Genomic DNA, 14275 nt, shown 5'->3' with positions numbered 1-14275 from the left:
GTGGGAAACGGTCGATGTGTTTGGCAATCATGGCTTGGGCGGTTTGCTGAAAGAAGGTGCTCATGGAAAATCCCCTAAATGTCTTGATGGGAATTTAGGGGATTTTGGGGAATTTTGCAAAGGTCTCTTGATGTCAAACCTGACTAAAACTTGCTCGGTATCTTGAGCAAAGAAATCAAAATAACAGACACAAAAAAGACCGGAACATATCCGGTCTTTTTAATGATTTCGCACTTACGCTTGGTAACCTTTCGCTTCGGCAAGCAGGGCCAGCAATTCTTCAGTCGTATCCCAACCGATGCAGGCATCCGTAATACTTTGACCGTAAACTTCAGGCTTGTCTTGACGGCCTTCAACCAAGTGGCTTTCCACCATCACGCCCATGATGTTTTCTTCACCGGCTTTCAGCTGCGCCGCAACATCGCGCGCTACATCCATTTGTTTGCGGAAGTCTTTACGGCTGTTGGCATGGCTGCAGTCCACCATCAGTTTGCTGCTCACGCCGGCTTTTTGAAGCTGCGCAACCGCGTCTTTAACGTGTTCCGCGCTGTAATTAGGCTCTTTACCGCCACGCAAAATCGCATGGCAGTCAGGGTTGCCGCTGGTGTGGACAATCGCGGAATGACCGGCTTTGGTTACAGACAAGAAGTGGTGCGGATGATTGGCGGCGCCGATGGCGTCGATGGCGATTTTCAGATTGCCGTCCGTACCGTTTTTAAAGCCGACAGGGCAGGAGAGGCCGCTGGCCAATTCGCGGTGTACCTGGCTTTCAGTCGTACGTGCCCCAATCGCGCCCCAAGAAATCAGGTCGGCGTAGTATTGCGGCGTAATCATGTCCAAGAATTCAGTCGAAGCAGGCATGCCCATTTCGTTTAAAGTCAGCAACAACTGACGCGCTTGGCGCAGGCCGTAGTTGATGTCAAACGTACCGTCCAAGTGCGGATCGTTAATCAGGCCTTTCCAGCCAACGGTTGTACGCGGTTTCTCAAAATACACGCGCATCACAATCAGCAACTCTTTCTCATATTTTTTGCGCAAGGTCAGCAATTTTTGCGCATATTCTACCGCCGCCTTAGTATCGTGAATCGAGCATGGGCCGATGATGACCAGTAAACGGTTGTCGCGGCCGTGAACCAAATCCGAAATCTCATGACGTGTTTTATAAACCAAATTGGCAACCTGAGGCGTAACAGGCAGCTCATACAAATGCGCGATTGGAGGAAGTAACTCTTTGACTTCTTTGATCTTAATATCGTCGGTAGGGTGGTGTTGGGACATGATGAACTCTCTTGTTTATTTTTGATACAGGTTACAGGTTTTAGCAGAATTAAACAAGGCTTAGTTTTTTGTTTTAGCAATTTTATTCTAAAATTTCTTTATTTTAATTATTTTATAGAATTTAAAATCATTTTATTTGTTTAAATTAATATTTAATGCTATTAAAAAATTTCATTTATATAATAAAGGGCTTTGAGCTTTTATCAAAATACAGGCCGTCTGAAAAGGTTCAGACGGCCTGAAGTTTTACATAGACCCAAAAATTGAGAAGCGTGAAGGCTATCGGTATTGTTCCAGCAAGGGCGAAGAGAAAGGAGTCCAATACACGCCTTTAAGGCCGCTTTCAACCAATTTGTCATTCAACCAAGTGTTACAAGTATTGAATAAATGATAGCGTCCTTTGGCTTCGTAAAAAGCATCGTTAGATTGATGATGGATTCCTTTTAGCAAGATGGGTTGCCCATTTTTTTGTTGAAAACCGGCCAAGAGTGATTTTGTTAAATTCCTGTATTGCTCAGGCGTGACCAAAAATTTGACGACGTGGCTATTTTCTCGTGGTTCAAAAGGATAATAAGTAACATGAATCAGCGTACGGTTCAGCCCGCTTAATGCACCTAAAGCATTGGAGAAAGTCAAATCTTTCCATTCAGGCGTGTATAAATAAAAATTGCGCTCCCCCCAGCCTAAACCGATATGCGTTATTTGAGGATCAGCAGTGAGCGTGTCTTTTGGATTGACGACATCCGACCAATCAAAAATATCATTCTTCAGCGGCATAACTACATCAGTATGCACGCCGTTACTGACTAAAAATAAAGTAATTTCCCCTTTGGGCTGCTCTTCATTAAGCGGCAATGAAGCCATCATCCAAGCAGATAAAAAATACAATAGGGCAAAAATAGGGATGATCAGCGCTATTTTGCCGATTTTCTTAAGGATGTGAAGGAAGGAGCGCATTCGTTTTTTAAAGGTGATTAAGTTTGAAGGTGTGTATTTTCTATTAAATTTGTGTTTTTTTCATTAGAAATGAGAGGGTGGTATCTTGCGACTAATGATAAAAATGGTTGTTTAACTTGAATAGAAAAGGCCGTCTGAAATATTCAGACGGCCTGATTTCTTTGTAGCGTTATGTAGTGTTGTACGTTACGTTGTAAAGTAATATCGGCTTAAATTTCATCTATTTGATAAATATAAATTTAATAAGACATTATCCCTTAAAAAATCTATTGATTCGGTATCTGTAAAAGTTTGAATTTGCCTTGTAAATCAATATGCAGAACAGGCATTCTTGCTTTCTTCACAGATTGGTTCTGCTTGTCAGAACGTTTTGCTCAATTCGACAAACATTTTGGTTTTGCCGTATTCGTAGAACTTGTCGTTGCTCCATGTTTTGTTGTGGGCAATGGTCAGGCGTGGGGTTATGCCTTTGAAATGGAGGGCGCGATGCCATACGCTCAGGGAGGCGGAGGCTTCTTTGTCGCGGCGGTTTTGTTCGTTGCTGAAGAAGCTGGGGGCTTGGTAATGGCGTTGGGCGGCGCTGAGGCGTAGGACGGTGGAGAGGCCTTTGGGCCATTCTTGTCCCCATGTGGTGCGCAGGGCGTAGCGGTTGAAGCTGTCGCTTTTGTCGTCGCGGTTGCGTTCGCGGTAGAGGTCGATACCGGCTACCCAGTATTGGCGCGCGTTGCGGTAGTACACGATGGAGTTGCTGAGCAGTTGGCTGGTGTTGTTGGAATGCTCGCGGCGGCCGTTTTTCAGACGGCCTGCTTCAAATGCGCTGAGGGTTTGCAGCTTGGGTTGCCACCAATGGTTGTAGTGGAGGCGTGCGCCGTTGGTGTAGGTGTAGGGGTCGTTGCCGTAGAAGCGGCGTTCATGGAACGGGGTCATGCCGATATCGTTGCGCTGGTCGGCATAGCCGATGCCTGCCGAAAAGCGTGTGGTGAGGTCGTTGTAGTTGGTGTGCTTGGGATAGATTTTGCCGTAATGGTCTGCGCCTGCCGTGGCATAGAAGCCGCGGGGCAGCGACCATTTTTTTTCTGCGCCGATTTGGTAATGGATGGCAGTGGCATCGATGGGTTCGGGGAATGTCCAGCCTCGGAAGCAGTCGTCGTCGGGATAGGCAAGGCGCACGGCGTGGCATTGTTCATCGTTCAGGTGGTTGCCCAGACGGCGTTGGCCGGGGGCTTGGTTGATGTTTTGTTCGCGCGTGATGTTCAAGCCGGCATTGAATTGCCATGAGTCGCGTTCACGCAGGGCTTTGCGGTAGGTTTCGATGCGTTCTTGCAAGGCAGGCGGGAGGGATTCGGTTTGTAGTTTGTCGAACTGGTCGGCTGCGGCTTCGTTTTGTTTGTCTTCAAACAAGGCGGTCGCAAGCTGCCAGCGGACGGCGGAGGCATCGGGTTGCTCGGCGATAAAGTGGCGGTAATGGCCGATGGCTTCGGCGGCGCGTCCTTCGGATTGGGCAAGCAAACCTTTGGCATAGCGTGCCATGGCGCGGTCGTGTTCTGGCCATTGTTCGTAAATGGGCAAAACGGCTTTGATGCCGGGGATGTTGTGGGCGACGACGGCGGAATACATGGCGCGTGCCAGTAATTCGGTGTTGGCAAGCAGGGTATCGGCATCGACGTTGATGATTTTTTCAGACGGCCTGTTTGTCTGCTCGGCAGTGATGTTGTGCGTTTCGGGTTGTTGGGGTTCGGCTGTGTTGACTTGAAGCTCGGGTTTCACATCAGGCGGCACATCGGCGGCGTGAAGGGAAAGGGGAAGGATGGCGAGGAGGAGCAGACGTTTTTTCATGGCAATGTTTGGGATGTTATCGGTATAAGTGGGCAGATTGTACAATGTTTTGAGTCGGAAATTTTACAAACCGAGTGCCATTATATCTGATAAAGACGACAAAAGGCCATCTGAAACCCGATGGGATTTCAGACGGCCTTTGTTTGCGAGTCGGATTTAGTTTTTGTCCAAATCTAAATCGGCTTTGTATTCGATACGGCCTTGGCCTTTGTCTTCGATGGAAACGTCCAGCTCTTGTTTGCCGCGTTTGAATTTCAGATCGGCATCGTCGTGTTTGATTTCAGACTCAACCACATGGAAACCTTTGCTGCGCGCGTGGGCAATCACTTTTTTGGCCAAGGAAGGAATGGAATTGTGTCGGCCGGAAATTTCGGCTTCGTATTCAAATTCGCCGTTGCCTTGATGATCGGCTTTGATGGTGTGCGCGCCTGCCGGACGGTAGATTTCGGAAGGCAGCGGGGAGGCGAATGCCGTGGCGGAGAAAAGAGCCAAAATGCCGGTGGCCAGTAACGATTTTGCTTTGGTCATCGGTTTTCCTTTCTGAAAAGGGTTTTGAGAACGACATCATCTTATCGGCAGGTATGAGGGGCGGCAAGCGGATAAACCTGATTTTACGCGCGGCTACATGATTTGTTTGGAGGGCGTTGATTCTTTGCTTTGGGCTGGTGTTTGCTTGCAGAAAAATGCTGCTGGAAAGACTTAGCCGAGGTGGAATAATTCGCCGCCGTGCGCCTTCAGCCATTGTTCGGCTTGGTCGACATGCGGCGTGAGCGAGTGAGTCAGTGCCCAAAACGCAGGGCTGTGGTCGGGATGGCGCAGGTGGGCGAGTTCGTGCAGGCAGACGTAGTCGGCGACATATTCGGGCGCACCGATGAGCCGCCAGTTGAGGCGGATGCCGGTAGTGTGGCGGCAAACACCCCAGAAGGTTTTGGCGTTGGAAAGGGAAATGGCGCTCGGGGTCAGGCGGGTGGTTCGGATATGGCCTTCGAGGCGCGGTAGCAGATATTCGTGCGCACGCTCGAGCAGGAAGCGGCGCAAATGGGTAAGTTGGGCGGTGGTTTCTTTTTCGGGTAACAGAATTTCAGACGGCCTGATTTGGATGTGGTTTGCTGCGTGGATGGACAAGGCCGTCTGAACGCCTTGATACCAAATCCATTCGGGAAGCGTGTCGGTAGGTGTTTGTCGGACCGGTGTCTTGTTTAGGGTACGGCGCAGGAGGGCTTCGTTGTCGTTCAGCCATTGGGTAAAGGTGTACTGGGAAACAAACGGAGGGATATTGATGCTGACGGTATCGGCGGAAACGGGGCGCAAGATGAGGTTTTTCTTGGCACTGCGTTTGAGCTGGATATGAATGGTGAGGCCGTCTGAAAGGGTGTGGGTATGGAGGTGGGGCATGATGTTGAGAAAAATATTGGACGGCATGGAAAGGGTGGGTATAGCGGCCCACTCGATGGAATGATTTATTTGGTTTTGGGCGCAAACGGGCCTTGTCCGGTAATCAGGGGCTGTTGGCTTTCGATCCATTGCTCGCATTGGGCCATGAGTTCGGCTTCATTGCCGTTGTTGTGGGCAATGGGTTTGCCGATGATGACGCTGACCGTGCCGGGGTATTTGAGGAAGGAGTTGCGCGGCCAAAACTCGCCGCTGTTGAGCGCGACGGGGACGATGTCCATCTCAAACATTTTTGCCATGCGCGCGCCGCCGAGTTTGTAGCGGCCTTTTTCACCGGGCGACAGGCGTGTGCCTTCGGGGAAAATGGTAATCCAATAGCCTTCGTTTTTACGCGCAAGGCCTTGTTCTAAGAGTTGTTTGTTGGCTTCGCGGCTGTTGCTGCGGTCGATGCCGATGGTTTTGACCAGCTTCAAGCCCCAGCCGAAGAAAGGGATTTTGAAAAGTTCGCGTTTGGCAACATAGACTTGCGGCGGAAAAATCTCTTGCAGGGCGAGGGTTTCCCAGCCGCTTTGGTGTTTGGCGCAAATGATGGCAGGGCGATCGGGAATGTTTTCCGCGCCGCTTAAGGTGTAGTTCAAACCGATGATGTGCTTGAGCGACCAGTTGAGGATACGCACCCAAACTTGCGCCATTTTGTGTGCGCCACCTTGAAAGGGCAGGGCAAGCAGCATAAAGGGGAACAGCAAAATAATGCTAGAGGAAAGGATGAACCAGTAAATCAGGTTGCGGATAATCAGCATATCGGGGAAAAGTCAGTCGTTTGAAGGCCGTTTGAATACCGTTGTCGGCTGGTTTCAGATGGCCTTGTCGTTTATAGGATGGCTTGCGCGGCTTCTTCGATTTGTGTGTTTTCACGCATGATGTATTGCGAGAAAGCGAGCAGGTTGTCGAAGACTTGGGTGTGTTCGGGCAGTTCTTGCTCGTGTTTGGCCAGCGTTTTTTTGCCTTTGCCAGTCAGGACGAGCGCGGACTTGCCGCCTGCGGCATCAATGGCCTGCAGGTCGCGCAGGCTGTCGCCGACCAGCCAGGTTTCGGTGGCATTGGCCTTGAAGCGTTCGATGATGTCGAGAATCATGCCGGGCTTGGGTTTGCGGCATTCGCAGTTGTCGGCGGCAGTGTGCGGGCAAAACCAAATGCCGTCGATGGTACCGCCTGCTTGAACGGCAAGGCGGTGCATTTTTGCGTGCATTTCAGTTAGGTCTTGCACGGTAAAGTATTTGCGGCCGATACCGGATTGGTTGGTGGCCACGGCGATGGTGTAGCCTGCCTGCGTTAAAAAGGCGATGGCATCCATGCTGCCTTCGATGGGAATCCATTCGTCAACGGATTTGACGAAATCGTCGCGGTCTTGGTTGATGACGCCGTCGCGGTCGAGGATGATGAGTTTCATGGTGTTTTTTAGATAGTGAGGGTCAATATTATATTAAAGATTAAAGAGTGTGCCTACGCTGTGTTATTATGCCGTCTTGTTTTAAGAATTCTTCTGATTGTGTGCTGATAGAAGCCTATTAATAAGGGGATAGCGTCATGTTTGCTTATATTTTCCTATTTTTGTTTGTTTCAGTAGCAGTAGTACTGATTATAAAGTCGCACTATCGGTGGACCTATTTTTTTGCTTCAATGCTATTTATGTTTTTGGCAGCTGGTATGTTGATGTTTACAGGGCAGTGGCAACGAGCGTTGAATTTTGCATCAGTATGTTTTGTCGTGTTTGCTTTGTTTCATAGATTAAAAATTCATTATTACAAACAACCATTGTTGATTTCAGACTTCCGACTCATAGTCGATTGGCGTAACTGGGAGACATTGTTTCATTATAAGGAGGCCATCGTTGGCGTACTGGGCTTATTGGTATTGATTGTTTATGCCGTATTTGGTTGGTATGATGCGGAGCCTATGGATATAGTATGGCAGTATACTGGTGCAATCATATTCATAATGTCATTTTTTGCAATGTGGTATTTTTCAAAGCATCCTGGAGCAGTTAGGACATGGCTGGATTCGTTGCCAAATGATGGTAGAGATGTATTTTTAAATTTGCCAATGTCTTGCAGGGCAGTATTTTTCCAAGTGCCGATGTTTGAAGGTAATGGACAGGAATTTGCTGAGAAACTGTTAACTGAAAACATGTATCCTGAAACATTGGAAAAACCCGATATTATCATCACGCTGATGGAATCAACGCTTAATCCACATAAATTTGATTTCACATCAGCCGATATTCCTAAATTAAGGATGTTTGAACGGCAGATGGATACCGTGTTTGCCTCTCCACTGCGCGTACATACATTTGGTGGTGCGACGTGGAAATCTGAATTTGCGTTTTTAGCAGGCGTGCCGTCTACTGACTTTGGCGCATTGGCTAGTGGGGTATTTTATTCGGTGGTGCCACATTTACAGACTGGGCTTATCCGAAATTTACGTGAGCATGGTTATTTTTGTGTGGCTTTGTCGCCCTTTACTAAGGGCAACTATAACGCCAAAGCCGCCTATGACCATTTTGGTTTTGATCTTATGTTACAGCCTCAAGATTTGGGGTATCCCGCTCCGATGGGCAAAAATTTATGGCACATTTCTAGCGAAGAAATGATGCAATATGCGCGGATGATTCTAGAAAAACGTCATCCTAGTTTAGCAGATGTACAGCAACCGATGTTCGTCTATATTTTAACTATGAAAGAACATGGGCCTTACAAGACAGACATGGATAATGTGTTTGGGCTGGACTCGCCAGATTTAGACGTGAAAACCATTTCTGCAATCAACGACTATATCGGGCGTATTGTCGATTTGGATAAAGCGACAGAAAGTTTTAACCATTACCTACATGAACGTAACAAACCGTTTGTATTTGCTTATTTCGGCGACCATCAGGCATCGTTTGATGGTGTCTCTCCCAAGAAAAAAGGGGAGGATACTCATCCCGACTATATTACGCAATTTACAGTTAGAAGTAATATTGCCTCAGGGTTTAGGCAAGAACAGGATTTTCTTGACCTTGCTTTTGCTGGAGGAGTGTTAATGAATGTAGCAGGTCTTTCTCCTGCAGACAATTTCATGAAAGCAAATATGACCATGCGAAGTTTAAGTAATGGTAGGCTTGAAGATTGTTACGATAGTAAGCTTGTTAATGATTACCGGAATTATTTATATAGTATCCTGAAAATTGTACGTTAGGTGTTTAACTTAACTTAAATGATAAGACGTATGCTTTTAGAAAAAGAGGTACAACGATAATCTACGTAATCATACATTATTTATTTCTATAATATGTAGTGTAGTTTCCATAAAAAGACGGGCAAGAATGCCCGTCTTTTTGTAGTTTAAAAATCAAGTTTTGTAACATAAAGACTGTTTTGAGGTCTTTGTAAAAGCCCCTCAAATTCCTAAATTTCTACCAAGATATTTAGGGGATTGTTCGTGAGCATTTTCAGTAAAACTCTAAAGTCATAATAGCTGCTACTTCGCTTTGTTGTAGTTAGAGCAAGTGCTTGATTGGCAGCTTATTGAGCATTAACTGTATTATCAAAGAACCCGTTACTTCTGATATTACATGCGGATGTCCTGCATATTCTACTGTTATCTATGTTCGGAGATATTTCATTTGGCTAATGGCACAGCCTTTCTGATTTCTAACTTATCCTTATTACCCGCATTGATTTCAATCTATGTTTCAAAGCTCTCAATATCTTTAGTGAAGTATTATTCTGATATCTGTCAGTATAGTATATTGAGAGTCTGGTCGATATGATGCGCTAAGGTGGGATTATAGGTTAATGCCTGCATAGGAGAGGTAATTTTGTGTTTTCCCTGTTGTTTGAGAGAAACCGCTTGAGTGATGGCTTGTGCCAGTGTTTCTGGGTTTTGACGTGAGAAAAAGAAGCCCGCATTTTCATTCATGACTTCGGTACATGCCATATTGTCGGAGAAAACAACTCGGGTTCCGCACAAAATAGATTCTATGCCAACCAGTCCGAATGGTTCGTACAGTGATGCCATGATAGTGAAGTCAGCAGTTCGGTAAAGTTCAGGCATATTTTTGCAGAAACCAAGCTCAATAACGTTGTTCATTGGTCGAGGTAAGGGCGATCCTGCAACAGCCAGTTTGATGGGTAAATCGGTATGCTCGAAAAATTCTGCTAATAAATCCAAGCCTTTTCGGGTATGTCCGGTTGATGGAAATAGGAAAATAGTTTCGTTGTCTTTAAATCCATATCTCGCACGAGTTGCAGGAATTTCTTCCGGTTTGGTGTAGAAGCGTGCAGTATCGGCAGGTGGATGGATAACATGGATCTTTTCAGAAGGCACACCATAGAGGTTGATCAACTCGTGCTGCATTAGGTGTGAATGCGCCACGATCAATTTTGACGTTGAGTAGTTGGTACGGTTACGCCGAATAATGAGTCTATCAAGTAGGTTTGGGGTTTTACCCATGTTGTGCAGGTAACCTAAGTGTGTACCGCCACAGACAAAGATATCAGCATAATCACTGGGATTGCAGGCAATAAGGGGAATATTTCTGTTTTGCCGAAGCTTGGCCAATTGCATACTGAAGAAAAAAGGGCGCAACTTTTTTGGAATCTTTTTTTGATTGACGTGATGCGTATCAACTTGGCGGTATTCAGAAACCGTTGTATCGATTTGTGCAGCAAAAACTGTAGGTTTGATGCCGTGTGCTCTTAAACCATGGACAAGGTCGAAGGTGTAGCTTTCCATGCCACCACCTGGACGGAAGCAGTTAATAGCAATGTCGATAGAATAGTTCGGCTTCATTGTGTGGATTCTTTCGAATATTTTTCTGCTTTCAAACTGCTTTTCCATTTTTCAAAGGCCATCTGAAAAACGGGTGTCAGTTTGGCGAAGGTTTCCGGAGTGTTTTTGACGTGGTAGAAGCCGCCGAGCGAGGGCGTGTCAAGGGCGAGGACGTAGTCTTCCATAAATGCGCCGTAGCCGTCTTCTTCGTCGGTGTAGTAGAACTCGGTAAACCGTTGGCCGAGTTCGGTAAAGTCGTCCGCCGTTAATGCGCCGTCCATGTGTTTGAGCAGGAAGTGCCGTCCGCTGATTTTGCCCGAGGTCATGGCGGCGAAGTCAGCCGCGGTTTCGGGGACGGTTTGCCAGACGGGGTTGACGAGGCCTGCCTGCGCCGCCCACTGCCAGTACATGCCGATGTGGGTAGCGGCGTTTTCGGGCGGGAGCTGGTCGGGATAGTCTTCGTCGAGATGGAAACGGATATTGTCGTACATGGACGGGGTTTGTTGGGGGAAAGGGGGTATTGTAGCGGAAAATAATGAAATAAGCCGTCTGAAATAGGGTGTTTCAGACGGCCTTAAGGGAATTTAACCTTTAAATACGGGAACGAGCTCCATTTGGCTCAGTATTTGGGCGGCAATGTTGATGATGCCGAAGAGGAAGACCCAAACCATCAGCCAGAATCCGCCGTAAACTTTGTAGTTTTTGCCGGCACCGAATTTATGACGCGAACGGTAGAGCAGCATGGCGGGGATGATGCCTGTCCAGATGGTTGCGGCCAAACCAACGTAGCCGATGGCAGTAACGAAGCCGGTAGGGAAGAGCAGGCAGGAAATCAAAGGCGGCAGGAAGGTCAGTGCGGCGGTTTTGGTGCGGCCGGAGATGCTGTCGTTCCATTTGAAGATGTCGGCAATGTAGTCGAACAGGCCGAGCGTTACTCCGAGGAAGGACGTTGCAATCGCCATGTAGGAGAACAGGGTCAACACTTTGTCCATATTGCCGGTTTGGGCGAACTTGGACAGCGTTTCGATCAGGACGGAAACTTGGCCTTCGGCGGCGATAACCGGTGCAAACTCGCTGCGCGGCAGGTTGCCTTGGATGGCGATTTGCCAGAGGACGTAAATCACCAAGGCAATCAGCGTACCCGACCACAGGGATTTGGCCACTTTGGGCGCGTCGCCTTTAAAGTATTTGAGCAGGCTGGAAACGTTGCCGTGGAAGCCGAATGAGGCAAGGCAAACGGGCAGGGCGGTGGCGACATAAATCCAGTAGTTGGTGCCGGCAGGGGCTTGGGTGTCGAACAGGACAGGCATTTTGGCATCGGCAATCAGGCCGCCGGTTGCCCAGATGAAGGTGAGTACCATGCCGCCGATGAGGATGCTGGTGAAACGGTCAACCAAGCGTGCGGATGCCCAAACGCAAAAGGCGAGAATGCCGAAGAAGACGAGTTGGCCGACGGTGAGCGAAATTTCGCCGCCTACCGCGCTGCCGATGCCTTTGGCAGTCAGGTCGCCGCCGACGAAGATGTAGGCGTAGGTGAGCAGGTATAAAACGAAAGCGACAGCAACGCCGTTGATGACGTTCCAAGTCGGGCCGAGCAGGTCTTTAACCATGGTGTCGAAGCTGGCACCGTGCGGATAATGGGTGTTGACTTCCAAAATCATCAGGCCGCTGGAGAGCATGGAAAACCAGGTGTACAGCAACACGGCCAGCGAGCCGGTAAACCATACGCCGGAAGTGGCGGTCGGGTTGGCAAGCATGCCTGCGCCGATAACCGTACCGGCGATAATCATCGCGCCGCCGAATAGGGAAGGGGTTTTGGTTGACATTGTTTATCTTTCTTCTAGAAATGCGTGGCTGCCATTATGCCGTAAAGTGTAAGAAAAGGTAAAGCAAAGGCCGTCTGAAAACCCGATTGTCGTTTTCAGACGGCCTTTGATGTGTATAAATGCAACTGATCAAATCAATTTTCGCAGTTTCAATTCGTTTTTCAAATAGGCGTAATAAACCGGCGCGACGATGATGCCGCCGATGCCGAAAATGCGTTCAAAGACGACCATCGCCACCAGCAATTCCCATGCGCTGGATTCGATTTCCGAGCCGATGATTTTGGCGTTGAGGAAATATTCGAGCTTGTGGATGACAACGAGGAAAACCAGCGAGGCGAGGGCGACGTAAAGCGATGCGCCGAGGCTCAAAATAATGATGATGGTGTTGGAAATCAGGTTGCCCGCCACCGGAATCAGTCCGACGATAAAGGCGACGATCAGGACGGTCATTTTAAACGGCAGGTCAACGCCGAACAGCGGCAAAACCAAGTAAAGGTACAGGCCGGTCAGGAAGGTGTCGATCAGTGAGATTTTGACTTGGGCGAGGAACACGCGTTCAAAGCTGGTTTCAAAATTGACGATGCGGTGCACCAATTCGGCTTTAAACTGCGGCATTTTGTGGCGGTTTTTGCGCATTTTCAGGCGGTGGAAACTGAGCATGGCGCCGATGATGATGCCGATGAGGATGTACACGAAGGACGTGATGCTGTTTTTACTGATGCGGGTCAGCGCGGCGCGGTATTCGTCAATCAGCTTGATTGCCGAGGCTTTGATTTCGGCCATATTGTTGGGCAGCATATTGAGAATGGCCGCAGGCAGGTCTTGGCTGTTTTTGGTGTCTTCTAAAATCGCCGCCAGCTTCGCCAACATAAAGCCGACATGGCCGCCGTGTATCAGGTGGTAAATGCCCAAAGACATCATCGTGATGATGCTGAACACGATGGCCAGCGTCAGCGTGGTGGAAATTAGGTTGATATTGTGCGCATTGAGCGATTTATGCAACCGCGTGTTGCGCGGCAAAACACGGCGGCGGAGCTTGAGGATGACGCCGTTGGTGCGCGTAATAAAGATATAGGTCAGGATAACCGATAGCAGCAGCGGCAGAAAATGGTAGTGCAAGACAATCAGCAAAGCCAAACCCATCAGGATATAGGAAGCATTGCGGAAAGTTGGGTTGTCGGAGTGGGAAGAGAGTAAGGACATGTGAAGCCAATAAGGTAAAAGCAAAAAAACAGGTCAGGCCGTCTGAAAAACCATGTTCAGACGGCCTAACTTAATGACAGCGATTAATCGTGCAATGAGGCCGCGTGTACCGTGTTTTCCAACAAAGTGGCAATCGTCATCGGGCCGACGCCGCCGGGAACGGGCGTAATCATGGACGCGCGTTCTTTGGCGACATCAAACTCCACGTCGCCGCACAGGCTGCCGTCGTCCAAGCGGTTGATGCCCACATCAATAACGACTGCGCCGGGTTTGACCCATTCGCCTTTAACGAAATTCGGAATGCCTACGCCGACCACCAAAATATCTGCGGCAGCAACTTCATCGGCAAGGTTTTGCGTGGCGCTGTGGCAGATGGTTACCGTCGCGCGGGACAGCAGCAATTCCAACGCCTGCGGACGGCCGACAATATTGGACGCGCCGACGACGACCGCTTTTTTGCCTTTCGGGTCGATGCCGTAGGCTTCCAACAAAGTCATCACGCCTTTGGGTGTGCACGGGCGCATCAGCGGCATTTTGACGACCAGGCGGCCGACATTGTAAGGGTGGAAACCGTCCACATCTTTATGCGGCTCGATGCGCTCCAAAACCGCTTGGCTGTCGATGTGTGCCGGCAGCGGCAGTTGCACCAAAATACCGTCGACGGCAGGATCGCCGTTCAATTCGTCCACCAGTTTCAGCAAATCGTCTTGCGTGGTTTCAGACGGCAGCTCATAAGAGCGCGATTCGATGCCGCTTTTTTGGCAGGTCAGTTTTTTATTGCGTACATAAACCGCGCTGGCAGGGTCGTCGCCAACCAATACCACTGCCAAGCAAGGTGTGTGCAAACCTTTTTCCTGACGCGTTTTTACCGCCTGCGCGACCGTCTCGATGCGTTGCTGGGAGATTTTTTTTCCGTCTATAAGTTGTGCAGTCATGATTTTTCCTCCTAAATAGGGACAAATATTGTGTTT

General features: G+C 48.6%; 13 protein-coding genes. 1 reads left to right on the top strand and 12 read right to left on the bottom strand.

All coding sequences use genetic code 11. The features are described 5' to 3' along the window. Window positions 1–234 precede the first annotated feature (234 nt). From aroG to gmhB, 7 genes are all read right to left on the bottom strand, one after another. The gene (aroG, locus tag ACTHTS_RS09770) at window positions 235–1278 is read right to left on the bottom strand and encodes a 3-deoxy-7-phosphoheptulonate synthase AroG (RefSeq protein WP_070584580.1); all 1044 of its coding nucleotides are present in this window, start codon (window positions 1276–1278) and stop codon (window positions 235–237) included. 279 nt (window positions 1279–1557) lie between these two features. After that, complete coding sequence (locus tag ACTHTS_RS09765; RefSeq protein WP_440369912.1) at window positions 1558–2235, bottom strand: TIGR02117 family protein; 678 nt, start codon at window positions 2233–2235, stop codon at window positions 1558–1560. A gap of 360 nt (window positions 2236–2595) precedes the next feature. Continuing rightward, a complete protein-coding gene (locus tag ACTHTS_RS09760; RefSeq protein WP_440369911.1) occupies window positions 2596–4071 on the bottom strand; it encodes a surface lipoprotein assembly modifier in 1476 nt (491 codons plus the stop codon). A 156-nt stretch (window positions 4072–4227) separates the two neighbouring features. After that, the gene (locus ACTHTS_RS09755) at window positions 4228–4599 is read right to left on the bottom strand and encodes a hypothetical protein (protein ID WP_114926406.1); all 372 of its coding nucleotides are present in this window, start codon (window positions 4597–4599) and stop codon (window positions 4228–4230) included. Between the two features lie 171 nt (window positions 4600–4770). Then, a complete protein-coding gene (locus tag ACTHTS_RS09750; protein WP_440369910.1) occupies window positions 4771–5493 on the bottom strand; it encodes a M48 family metallopeptidase in 723 nt (240 codons plus the stop codon). A 38-nt stretch (window positions 5494–5531) separates the two neighbouring features. Next, window positions 5532–6263 carry a lysophospholipid acyltransferase family protein gene (locus ACTHTS_RS09745; protein WP_440369909.1) on the bottom strand — a complete coding sequence of 244 codons (732 nt, stop codon included), beginning with the start codon at window positions 6261–6263 and terminating at the stop codon, window positions 5532–5534. Between the two features lie 71 nt (window positions 6264–6334). Beyond that, window positions 6335–6913 carry a D-glycero-beta-D-manno-heptose 1,7-bisphosphate 7-phosphatase gene (gmhB, locus tag ACTHTS_RS09740; RefSeq protein WP_440369908.1) on the bottom strand — a complete coding sequence of 193 codons (579 nt, stop codon included), beginning with the start codon at window positions 6911–6913 and terminating at the stop codon, window positions 6335–6337. Window positions 6914–7050: 137 nt separating this feature from the next. On the opposite strand from gmhB, the gene ACTHTS_RS09735 reads away from it, so the two are divergent. Continuing rightward, on the top strand, window positions 7051–8700 hold the full coding sequence (locus ACTHTS_RS09735; protein WP_440369907.1) for an LTA synthase family protein: 1650 nt from the start codon (window positions 7051–7053) through the stop codon (window positions 8698–8700). A 540-nt stretch (window positions 8701–9240) separates the two neighbouring features. On the opposite strand, the gene ACTHTS_RS09730 is transcribed toward ACTHTS_RS09735, so the two are convergent. From ACTHTS_RS09730 to folD, 5 genes are all read right to left on the bottom strand, one after another. Beyond that, window positions 9241–10296, bottom strand: coding sequence for a glycosyltransferase family 4 protein (locus ACTHTS_RS09730; RefSeq protein WP_440369906.1), 1056 nt, complete (start codon window positions 10294–10296; stop codon window positions 9241–9243). After that, entirely contained in the window at window positions 10293–10766 is a 474-nt protein-coding gene (locus ACTHTS_RS09725; protein WP_440369905.1) for a DUF7832 domain-containing protein, read from the bottom strand. The genes ACTHTS_RS09730 and ACTHTS_RS09725 overlap by 4 nt, the downstream gene beginning before the upstream one ends. Before the next feature lie 93 nt (window positions 10767–10859). Continuing rightward, on the bottom strand, window positions 10860–12101 hold the full coding sequence (locus tag ACTHTS_RS09720) for an aromatic amino acid transporter (RefSeq protein ID WP_440369904.1): 1242 nt from the start codon (window positions 12099–12101) through the stop codon (window positions 10860–10862). Window positions 12102–12230: 129 nt separating this feature from the next. Beyond that, the gene (locus tag ACTHTS_RS09715; RefSeq protein ID WP_440369903.1) at window positions 12231–13304 is read right to left on the bottom strand and encodes an AI-2E family transporter; all 1074 of its coding nucleotides are present in this window, start codon (window positions 13302–13304) and stop codon (window positions 12231–12233) included. 83 nt (window positions 13305–13387) lie between these two features. After that, window positions 13388–14239: a bifunctional methylenetetrahydrofolate dehydrogenase/methenyltetrahydrofolate cyclohydrolase FolD gene (folD, locus tag ACTHTS_RS09710; protein WP_440369902.1), complete on the bottom strand. Its 852-nt coding sequence runs from the start codon at window positions 14237–14239 to the stop codon at window positions 13388–13390. Window positions 14240–14275 lie beyond the last annotated feature (36 nt).

This window comes from Neisseria sp. P0019.S003, assembly GCF_051957115.1.
Classification (GTDB): Bacteria; Pseudomonadota; Gammaproteobacteria; order Burkholderiales; family Neisseriaceae; genus Neisseria; species Neisseria flavescens_D.
Note: the sequence above shows the minus strand (reverse complement) of the source record. Positions and strands in the feature narration are given on the sequence as shown.